Origin of the sequence: Bacteroides sp. AM16-13 (assembly GCF_003602705.1) — a bacterium.
Taxonomy (GTDB): Bacteria; Bacteroidota; Bacteroidia; order Bacteroidales; family Bacteroidaceae; genus Bacteroides; species Bacteroides xylanisolvens.
In genome coordinates this window covers 1-9,748 of the sequence record NZ_QTLK01000051.1, presented here as the reverse complement: position 1 = coordinate 9,748, position 9,748 = coordinate 1, and the positions used below count along the sequence as shown (strand labels likewise).

Sequence of the window (9,748 nt, the reverse complement as noted above, 5' to 3'; positions counted from 1 at the left end):
TTTATCTAATTTTCTAAAACAAGGAATCAGAGTTCAACTACTGATTCGCATTAATATATAAATATTAAAAAGAAATATCAATCCTCTATCTGTTTAAGGATTCTACACGGATTGCCAACCGCCAGCACATTGGCCGGAATAGACTTTGTGACAACGCTCCCTGCCCCAATAGTTGTATTATCGCCAATAGTTACTCCCGGAAGAATGATGCATCCTCCACCAATCCACACATTATTCCCAATAATCACCGGAGCTGTCTGTGACTTCCAAAAAGTACTGTTTTCAGAGGTTCTTTCCGATGCCTTTGTAGAATGAAAAACAGTATAAATATGTACTCCCGGCCCAATCCCCGAATTATCACCGATAACAATCTTGTTACAATCAAGAAAAACGCAATTCATATTAACCTCTACATTCTTCCCGATATAAATATTCTCACCATAGTCCACAAAGAAAGGAGCACTAATCCAGACATTATCCCCCCTTGAACCGATTAATTCATCTAATAAATCAGAAATTTTACCTGCATCAGTAGTGAGAGTATTATTATACTCCTGTTGAAGCTGCTTTGCTTTATGCCATCTGGTCAATAACTCATTATCAGCACAATCATAAACTTCTCCCGCCAACATTTTTTCTTTTTCCGTTCTCATTTTTCAAATTATTGATTTATTCATCCTGATACAAATATAAGGAATTACATCATTAAAATGAGCACGTTTGCCCAAGCTTTTTCTTTATAATTTGTTCTCCCCGCAAATGACAAATTCCAAGAAATATAATCCCGGTAGCCATAAACTAGAATGCTCCGAGAAGGAAAGGCAAAAAGTCTTTTAAGGCCACTACTTCTTTTCATTCGTATTTACGGGGAGTGAGAAGGGGGATCTCTCAATAAACTGACAATTATTTTATTATTTCAAAGCCCGCTTCAATCTGTTTAATCCATCTATCAACCGCTGTCGCGGACAGGCAATATTGATACGGATAAATCCTTCACCAGCCTCTCCATACAGGCTGCCTTCGTTTACCCAAAGTTTTTCTTTCTTCAACAAGTCTTTGACTATTTCCGCTGACGCCTGATGCAGAACCGAACAATCTACCCAAACTAAATACGTACCTTCCAACATCATTACAGGAAACTCCGGAAGATAGGTCTCGAAATAACCTTTTAAATAGATATAATTCGCAAACAAATAGATTTTAAGTTCTTCCAGCCATTCTTCACCCTCATTATAAGCAGCTATCAACGCCTCCACTCCAAAAGGATTCACATCACAGACTTCATTTATATTAATCGCTTTATCTATCCGCCTCCGTACATCTGCATCTGCGGAAATGATATTGGCTATCTGAAGTCCTGCCAAATTAAAGGCTTTGCTAGGCGAAACAAAAGTGACCGAGTTCAGTAGGAATTCTTCTGATATAGAAGCAAAAGGAGTATATTCATGCCCCAGAAATACCAATTCACAATGAATTTCATCCGCAACCACAAAGACATTATTTCGAAGACAAATCTCACCTATCCGCCTTAACTCTTGTTTGCTCCACACTCTTCCGGCAGGATTGTGCGGATTACATAGCAACAAAAGTTTTACCTTCGGGTCTGAAGCTTTCCGCTCCAAATCATCAAAGTCAATCTGATAGCCCCTGTTTCTATATACCAAAGGATTGGCAATCATCTCGCATCCGTTATTACGGATAGAGGAGAAAAAACAGTTATATACAGGTGTCTGCACCATTACTTTATCTCCGGACAGTGTCAATGCTTTAATTACAGCAGATATTGCCGGCACAACGCCGGTGGTGTAAATAATCCATTCTTTCTCTATCCGCCAGGCATGTCGTCGAGCAAACCAATTTACAACAGCCTCGTAGTATGCATCAGGTACACGTACATATCCGAAAATTCCATGTTCCACCCGTTTCTTCAGTGCCTCCACGACAGGGGGAGCCGTACGGAAATCCATATCAGCTACCCACATCGGCAATACATCCGCATCTTCAGCCGAATCCCATTTATAAGAATTCGTTCCTCTGCGTGGAATAATTTCATCGAAATTATACTTCATATTTCAATTAAAACAGGTTAGATCATCCCAAAGTTTCAATTCGCAATTTCCTGGTGATTTAATATTTTCGTCCAAAATGATTGCTCCGAAACTTTCGGCAACAATACTTCCCGTACGAGGATTTTTTACGCTATGAACGGGACTTTTAATCGTTGCCTTCACACTACTGTGTTCAAAAGCAAGGTCAGCATCTTCTGCCATCGTACAATTTTCCATCACCAGATCATGTGCGTAGCAAAGCGGTTGAGTTCCCGAAATCCTGCAATTTACCAAACGTAAGTTTTTAGAATGCCAGCCCAGATATTCTCCGTTCAGCTCGGAATCATAGACTGTTACATTTTCCGTATTCCAGAAAGCATCTTTGGAATTGATAACTGCATTACGGATTTCTACATTCTTGCAATATTGGAACGAATAGTTCCCGTTTTGGGCATAGTTTTGTATCTTAATATTCTCACTGTGTATAAAAAGGTAATCCGCTTTATCAATCTGTACGTTCTTCAGTTCTATATTACGGCAATACCAAAACGTTTCCAAAGCATTAGGCAACTGCACGTTTTCGAGTTTTATTCCGTCCATTTCACGAAACATCTTCGGTGCTTCTACCAAGGTATCTGCCATTTGCAGACTTTGAGAGTACCATAGAGCAGCACGGGCTCCCTCTGTGAAGAGACAGTTTTTCACAATGAATCCGTTGGTATGCCAAAAAGGATATTTTCCTTCAAAACGACAGTTGATTGCTATAATATTACTACATTCTTTCAATGCAGATTCACCGGCGTGAATTGTTACATCTTCCAGTTGAAGGTCGTGGGTCGCGAACAGAGGACGTTCGCCTCCGTATTCTTTATTTCTTATTTGTTCCATTAGTTTATTCTTTAATCTGTTATTTCAAAAGTTACATTTACGCCTCCTGAACCAAGGGCGGAGGCCAGTCCTGAAGGATTTGTTATACGTCCTAAACGGGTATAAGTATATGAAGTGGAAAAGGTTTCATAAAATAGTACCACACAAGTGGAACCGTAAAGCATCAAGTCACCTGTCCGAATAGTCCCGGGATTGGACGACGCTGTCGGCAAACCATTCGACAGATAATAATATTTTTCATTACCATGCAGTTCGGACATATCCACTGTCATAGGGAGTAGTCTCTTAAATGCCTTCGCTGTCTCATTATTGTCCAATGTGGCATTGAATGAAACAGGTCCGATTGTTATTTTAAGATTATTGCTCACTGGGGTATCATCGTTATTGTCGTCATTATCATCGGGATTATTGCCATTATTGTTACTGCCATTATCACCGGAACCAGAACCATTACCCGGAGTCACTTGTTGACCTGTTCCCTGTATAGGTTCATCTTCGCTACATGATGCGGAACCGACCGATAATGTCAGCATAGTAAGAATTGCTATTATATAGTATCTCATATTTATAGTATTAAAACTTATTTCTTTAGATATTCCTTAAAGAAAGATTCCAGTTTATTAAATGGAATAAGGCTTACACGATCGTAAAGATCTACGTGTCCGGCACCGGGTACTATATACAGTTCTTTAGGTTCGGCGGCCAATCGGTAGGCATCTTCACTAAATTCACGTGAGTGGGCATTTTCACCGGTGATGAAAAGCATAGGGCGGGGTGAAATAGTCTCAATATCTTCGAAAGGATAGAAATTCATAAATTTCACATTACTTGAAAGTGTAGGATGAGTGGTGGTCATAGGAGTTGCTCCGTCGGGGGTAAATTCTCCTCTTTGTGTACGGTAGAACTCATAGAACTCCCGTTCAATCGGACTGGACTTTTCTGTCAGTTGATGTACAGTGCCACCGGTATATTTAGTTTCTCCACCTAAAAATTCAGCATAACGCTGTTCTGCTGCTTCAGCCATTATTTGCTTTCTCTGTTCCAATGTCAATGAGTGTTTTAGCCCGTTACGGCTAGCCGTACCCATATTGTACATACTGATTGTCGCAATGGCTTTAAGGCGAGGGTCTATTTTCGCTGCACTGATAGCAAAACTTCCACTACCGCAAATACCGATTACTCCAATCAGATTCCGGTCAACAAACGGACGGGTACCTAAAAAATCAACTGCGGCACTAAAGTCTTTCGCATAAACTTCCGGCAGAACAGCATTGCGCGGCTCGCCTTCACTCCCACCCCAAAAAGACAGGTCTATGGAGAGTGTTACAAAACCCCGTTCGGCCATTTTCGTTGCGTAAAGATTCGCGCTCTGTTCCTTGACAGCTCCCATTGGATGTCCGACAATGATTGCAGGGTATTTGTCCCCTTCTTTCATATTCTTAGGCAGAAACAAATTTCCGGCTACCTTCATTTTATACTGGTTGGAAAAAGAAACTTTCTCCACACTTACCAAATCACTTTTATAAAAGTTATCTGCATCTGTCTGTGCAGAAGAAAAACTAGTTCCAAGCATCATCATAAATACAGTTGTTAATAATAAAATCCGTTTCATATCTCTTATTTTTAATTATTAAAGAATTGATTGTCTACTTTCTACATTGCAAAAATACGATGAAAGAAAGAGACCGTTTGTAGATGAATTACTGACATAATAACCCCAATTACGGATTATATTTTTTTATCAAGTGCTATAATATCTATTCTAACTTATTTAAGGAAATGAGGTAAGTATCAAAACCAAGGAAGCCAAAGTCAGACTTCCTACTTTAGCGAACGCCAAATTTATTACGAGAAGTAACTAAAGAATCATTAAACAAAATGAGAAAAGTCGAAACTGAAAAAGAATTCTGATGAGTACTTCCAGTTCAAAAGGATAAAGACAGCCCCAAAAGGCCTTTAGGCAACCACGCTACCATACTGATTGCCAACAAATTACATTTTCACTTATTTATTAATAAAATCTCAATACACTAAGTCACATTGACAAATAAATATCTGTTTTGCCGAATTATCGTCAAATGCCTCTTCTTCAAATCCGCCATACTTATGAATAATATGAAAACCATTCCATTCCAAATATGAATCTAACTCTTGAGGGAAGAACATTCTCATATCCAGATTTTGAATAGAGTTGAACTTACCATTGATAAAATAATGCCATTCGATACGGTTAATCTGAGTTTTATTTTCATATCGCATTGTCTGCTTTATCAATACTTCTCTACCGTCATCGGTTGTATATGCAGCAATTTCTTTCTGCTCTTTTTCACCTTCAACTATATATTGGATATTCGGATTAAAACAATCAAACAGAAATAAGCCACCGTCTTTGAGGTGATTCTTAACGACATTAAATACCTTAAATAAATCTTCATTCTTATATAAATGATGAATTGAATTAAACGGAATAAAGATAAAGTCGTATTTTTCCGGCAAATCCAAAGTTCTGATATCTGCCTCGATAAAACTTATTTCTAATCCTGCTTCGGAAGCTTTAATTTTTGCCTGGGCAAGCATTGAAGGGGTATAATCAATCCCAGTAATATCATATCCTTCCTTTGCAATGAGCAGAGTGAGCCTGCCCGTACCACAACAAAGTTCAAGTATCCGTGCATCCTTGTTTTCCGGCAGCCATCGCTTATAAAAGTACCAATCATCTAGATTGGTATTCATTGCATCATAAATATTTGCATCATAAATTAAATCGCCCACTTTATAATCACTATTCATATATGTTGTCCTCCAATATATATTATCTACTATTTTTATGTTTATCGTCAGTCCTATTTTCCAAGGTCGGTAATATAGGTAAAATAATCCGTAATCTATATACAAACCGAATCTAAAATCAGCAGTATCTTTGCAGTGTGATAAAGATAATAGGTATAAACGTAAAAAACTGTTTGATATGTACTTAGAAAATATTTATTCTCCGGCAGATGTAAAGAAGCTGTCGGTAAAAGAGCTAAACGAGTTAAGTGATGAAATCCGTGTGTCACTCCTACAAAAGTTAAGCGAACATGGCGGGCATTTCGGACCCAACTTCGGAATGGTGGAAGCAACTATTGCCTTGCACTATGTATTCAATTCTCCAAAAGATAAAATCGTATTCGATGTATCGCACCAAAGTTATGTACACAAGATGCTGACTGGCCGTAAAAACGCTTTTCTTCATCCGGAAGAATACGATCTCGTGTCCGGTTATACCGAACCACAAGAAAGCGAACACGACTTCTTTGTAATCGGTCATACTTCTACTTCTGTCAGTCTGGCCACCGGATTGGCAAAAGGACGCGACCTCACAGGCGGCAATGAAAATATCATAGCTGTCATAGGCGACGGCTCTTTAAGCGGAGGGGAAGCTTTTGAAGGACTGGATTATGCAGCAGAGCTTGGCACCAACATGATTATTATCGTCAATGATAACCAAATGTCTATCGCTGAAAATCATGGAGGTCTATACAGGAATCTGAAAGAATTGCGTGACAGTAACGGTCAGTGTGAATGTAATTTCTTCAAGGCGATGGGGCTGGATTATATATATGTAAATGAGGGTAACGACGTACAAGCATTGATTGAAGCGTTCTCCAAAGTGAAAGATATTCAGCATCCGATAGTAGTACACATCAACACTTTGAAAGGTAAAGGTTATGCACGTGCCGAACAAGATAAAGAGACTTATCACTGGCGCACTCCATTCAATCCGGAAACCGGAGAAGCAAAAGTCAGTTATGAGGAAGAAGATTACAGCGAAGTAACCGCTCAATATCTGCTGAAAAAGATGAAAGAAGATTCTCGTGTGGTGACAATCACTTCGGGTACTCCTGCCGTTCTCGGATTCACTCCGGACCGCCGCCAGGAAGCTGGCAAACAGTTTGTAGATGTCGGTATTGCAGAAGAACACGCAGTAGCTCTTGCTTCGGGTATCGCAGCCAATGGCGGAAAACCTGTTTACGGAGTGTATAGTACATTTATCCAACGTTCATACGATCAACTTTCGCAAGATCTCTGTATCAATAATAACCCGGCTGTTTTGTTGGTATTCTGGGGTACACTGTCCGGAATGAATGATGTAACTCACCTCTGCTTCTTCGATATTCCGCTTATCAGTAATATTCCGAATATGGTTTATCTGGCACCGACTTGCAAAGAGGAATATCTTGCTATGCTAGAATGGAGCATCCGCCAAAATGAACACCCGGTTGCTATCCGTGTGCCGGCAACAGATGTAATTACTTGTGGGGAACCGGTGGAGACTGATTATAGTGTTCTCAATCGCTATAAAGTGATGCATCGTGGATCAAAAGTAGCCATTCTTGCTTTAGGTTCGTTCTATGGATTGGGACAGTCGGTTGCATCACTTCTGAAAGAAAAAGCCAATATTGACGCAACACTCATCAATCCGCGTTACATCACCGGTGTAGACAACGAACTGATGGATGAACTGAAAGCAGATCACGAATTAGTGATTACGTTGGAAGACGGTGTATTGGATGGCGGTTTCGGTGAAAAGATTGCCCGTTATTATGGTGCTACAAACATGAAAGTTCTGAACTTTGGAGCTAAAAAAGAATTTGTTGACCGATATGATATACAGGAGTTTCTCCGTGCCAATCATCTGACGGATGAACAGATTGTAGAAGATATCACAGCAGTGATCGGTTAAAATCAAACCCATTCACTATATATTCAGGTAGGTTGATGTATACGGTCTTTAAGGACAGTTGCATCAACCTACTTCCATTTTCATTCAAATCAATCATTTTGTTATTTAAATTCATTATATTCCCTATTCAGTTCAGTAATTCCCCATTCAGTTCAGCAATCCTTTCCGTTCAAATCAATAATCCTTTCCGATAATTCAACGGAGTCTGTCCCGCATTTCTTTTAAAGAACTTACAAAAACCGGCTGCATCACTAAACCCCAGTTTAGTAGCAATCTCACCAACCGTAAATTTGGTAGAACTCAATAAAGTACGCGCTTCCATTACTAACAATTCATTAATAAGGCTATTGATAGTCTTACCTGTTCCAAGACGTACAATACGTGCCAGATACTGTTCACTAATAGCCAGTTTATCCGCATAAAAGCTCACGAAATGTTCTTCCCTGAAATTACGGGTAACGAGTGCATGAAATTCTTGCAGAACGTGGTCTTTACGACTGATCTCTTTTTTGATAACGGTCTTTCGGGAAAGAAAATCTGCTATATCCAAAAACAGAGAATTGCAGGCTGCCTGTATACGCCGGAAAAGGAAATGATGTTCAATATTCATCAGATGCATCAATACTTCCAGCTCCTTATGGATGATTTGAGCTTCATACTCTGTCAACTGAATCGTATATTGCTTATTCCGCCTCATGGTTGCCAACAGGATTGCCGTGATTTGTGTCAGATAAGAATCGTCCGTCCGCATAGATTCGGAAAGGGCGAGAGTGATAAATTTAATATCCCGACTTGAATAAAGATGTTCTGTGAGATAATTTGCTCCATGAATAAGTAACATATTCGGTTCTATCGCAATAAACTCTCCATTCAGTAGAATTTCCGAACGGCCTTCAAGAACGAATATCATATAAAGCTCCCGATTGAAATAACATTCATTTGCCGGATAACTTCTGTCTTTATATTCACTCCGGAAACAGACTACCTCCTCTTTATAATGAGGAAGTTCAGGATGCTCCTTCAATAGTTGCGTATTATCAAATATACGAGATTTTACCATTTACACCTTTATTTTATGACGTAAAAATACGATTTGTTTCGGATATGACAAAAACTGTATGGAATTAGATAATCTATTTCAGAGTAAAAAACAAGACCTTTTGCATATCCTTTTCAATACATGAGAAAGGAATCAATAGAAAGAGGTTAAAAAGACATGGAAATGAAAGAGATTTTTAAGAGGTATTTAGTGTTTGTTATCGGACTCTATTTTTTAGCGGCAGGTATCGTGTTGATTATACGCTCGGCATTGGGAACTACTCCCATATCGAGCATCAATTATGTATTAAGCCTGAATAGTCCTTTATCGTTGGGTACTTGCACATTTATCATCAACATGGTGCTTATCCTGGGACAGTTCTGGTTAATCCGAAAGAATAGAACCCGACAGGATCTTATTGAAATTCTTCTTCAACTACCGTTCTCTTTTATCTTTTCGGCATTCATTGATTTCAATATGATGCTGACAAGCGAACTGCATCCCGCTAATTATGGTATGTCGATTGCTTTATTACTTACAGGATGCATAGTGCAGTCTATCGGAGTAGTGCTTGAACTGAAACCAAGAGTAGCCATGATGAGTGCAGAAGCATTTGTGAAATATGCATCCCGCCATTATAACAAGGAATTTGGAAAGTTCAAAGTTTATTTTGATATTACTTTGGTTACATTAGCCGTGATTCTCTCGCTCCTGCTGACTCAAGGTATTCAGGGAGTACGCGAAGGATCACTCATTGCCGCTTGTATAACGGGGTATATCGTCAGCTTCCTGAATCAGAAGATAATGACTAGAAAAACCCTCCATAGATTACTGCCGGTCTGGAAGTAAGCCCTATATCTATTTAAAATAAACGCCTTATAAAAGGAGTCATATAAAAAGATCAATATAAGAAAATCGCTATAAAAGAAAGTCGCTTCTCTGTTAGAATCTGATTGATTCTTTCAAAGAAGCGACTCTTTATTTTAGATATAATTAGGGATATTCCTGAAATAAGAAAATTTAAGGCAACTAATTCATTGCGAGTTA

The 9,748-nt window shown here is 39.0% G+C and carries 9 protein-coding genes and 1 pseudogene; 2 read left to right on the top strand and 8 right to left on the bottom strand.

Annotation, left to right across the window (positions count from 1 at the left end; translation table 11 throughout):
* Positions 1 to 77: 77 nt before the first annotated feature.
* The 7 genes and pseudogenes from DW173_RS23235 to DW173_RS23205 all read right to left on the bottom strand — a co-directional run bounded on the left by DW173_RS23235 (position 78) and on the right by DW173_RS23205 (position 5,726).
* Positions 78 to 653, bottom strand: coding sequence for a sugar O-acetyltransferase (locus tag DW173_RS23235; RefSeq protein WP_049702500.1), 576 nt, complete (start codon positions 651 to 653; stop codon positions 78 to 80).
* A 73-nt stretch (positions 654 to 726) separates the two neighbouring features.
* Positions 727 to 843, bottom strand: a pseudogene (locus tag DW173_RS24465) (EamA family transporter); the annotation flags it as partial.
* A 68-nt stretch (positions 844 to 911) separates the two neighbouring features.
* On the bottom strand, positions 912 to 2,069 hold the full coding sequence (locus DW173_RS23225) for a MalY/PatB family protein (protein WP_118219391.1): 1,158 nt from the start codon (positions 2,067 to 2,069) through the stop codon (positions 912 to 914).
* A 3-nt stretch (positions 2,070 to 2,072) separates the two neighbouring features.
* On the bottom strand, positions 2,073 to 2,936 hold the full coding sequence (locus DW173_RS23220; RefSeq protein WP_120145315.1) for a DUF3737 family protein: 864 nt from the start codon (positions 2,934 to 2,936) through the stop codon (positions 2,073 to 2,075).
* A gap of 11 nt (positions 2,937 to 2,947) precedes the next feature.
* Entirely contained in the window at positions 2,948 to 3,499 is a 552-nt protein-coding gene (locus tag DW173_RS23215) for a cyclophilin-like fold protein (RefSeq protein ID WP_252196905.1), read from the bottom strand.
* A 17-nt stretch (positions 3,500 to 3,516) separates the two neighbouring features.
* Positions 3,517 to 4,548, bottom strand: a complete 1,032-nt coding sequence (locus DW173_RS23210) for an alpha/beta hydrolase (protein ID WP_118219395.1) — start codon at positions 4,546 to 4,548, stop codon at positions 3,517 to 3,519.
* A 410-nt stretch (positions 4,549 to 4,958) separates the two neighbouring features.
* On the bottom strand, positions 4,959 to 5,726 hold the full coding sequence (locus tag DW173_RS23205) for a class I SAM-dependent methyltransferase (RefSeq protein ID WP_008025527.1): 768 nt from the start codon (positions 5,724 to 5,726) through the stop codon (positions 4,959 to 4,961).
* A 178-nt stretch (positions 5,727 to 5,904) separates the two neighbouring features.
* Here DW173_RS23205 and DW173_RS23200 point away from each other — a divergent pair, with 178 nt between their 5' ends.
* On the top strand, positions 5,905 to 7,662 hold the full coding sequence (locus DW173_RS23200; RefSeq protein WP_120145314.1) for a 1-deoxy-D-xylulose-5-phosphate synthase: 1,758 nt from the start codon (positions 5,905 to 5,907) through the stop codon (positions 7,660 to 7,662).
* Between the two features lie 169 nt (positions 7,663 to 7,831).
* Here DW173_RS23200 and DW173_RS23195 read toward each other — a convergent pair whose 3' ends face one another.
* The gene (locus DW173_RS23195; protein WP_008025531.1) at positions 7,832 to 8,722 is read right to left on the bottom strand and encodes a helix-turn-helix domain-containing protein; all 891 of its coding nucleotides are present in this window, start codon (positions 8,720 to 8,722) and stop codon (positions 7,832 to 7,834) included.
* 156 nt (positions 8,723 to 8,878) lie between these two features.
* On the opposite strand from DW173_RS23195, the gene DW173_RS23190 reads away from it, so the two are divergent.
* Positions 8,879 to 9,550, top strand: coding sequence for a YczE/YyaS/YitT family protein (locus tag DW173_RS23190; protein WP_118195310.1), 672 nt, complete (start codon positions 8,879 to 8,881; stop codon positions 9,548 to 9,550).
* Positions 9,551 to 9,748 lie beyond the last annotated feature (198 nt).

What these genes read in the sequence shown, in the direction of transcription:
- DW173_RS23235 (WP_049702500.1), bottom strand. Translation starts at nt 653, where the DNA reads ATGAGAACGGAAAAAGAAAAAATGTTGGCGGGAGAAGTTTATGATTGT.
- DW173_RS23190 (WP_118195310.1), top strand. Translation starts at nt 8,879, where the DNA reads ATGGAAATGAAAGAGATTTTTAAGAGGTATTTAGTGTTTGTTATCGGA.
- DW173_RS23215 (WP_252196905.1), bottom strand. Translation starts at nt 3,499, where the DNA reads ATGAGATACTATATAATAGCAATTCTTACTATGCTGACATTATCGGTC.
- DW173_RS23225 (WP_118219391.1), bottom strand. Translation starts at nt 2,069, where the DNA reads ATGAAGTATAATTTCGATGAAATTATTCCACGCAGAGGAACGAATTCT.
- DW173_RS23210 (WP_118219395.1), bottom strand. Translation starts at nt 4,548, where the DNA reads ATGAAACGGATTTTATTATTAACAACTGTATTTATGATGATGCTTGGA.
- DW173_RS23220 (WP_120145315.1), bottom strand. Translation starts at nt 2,936, where the DNA reads ATGGAACAAATAAGAAATAAAGAATACGGAGGCGAACGTCCTCTGTTC.
- DW173_RS23205 (WP_008025527.1), bottom strand. Translation starts at nt 5,726, where the DNA reads ATGAATAGTGATTATAAAGTGGGCGATTTAATTTATGATGCAAATATT.
- DW173_RS23195 (WP_008025531.1), bottom strand. Translation starts at nt 8,722, where the DNA reads ATGGTAAAATCTCGTATATTTGATAATACGCAACTATTGAAGGAGCAT.
- DW173_RS23200 (WP_120145314.1), top strand. Translation starts at nt 5,905, where the DNA reads ATGTACTTAGAAAATATTTATTCTCCGGCAGATGTAAAGAAGCTGTCG.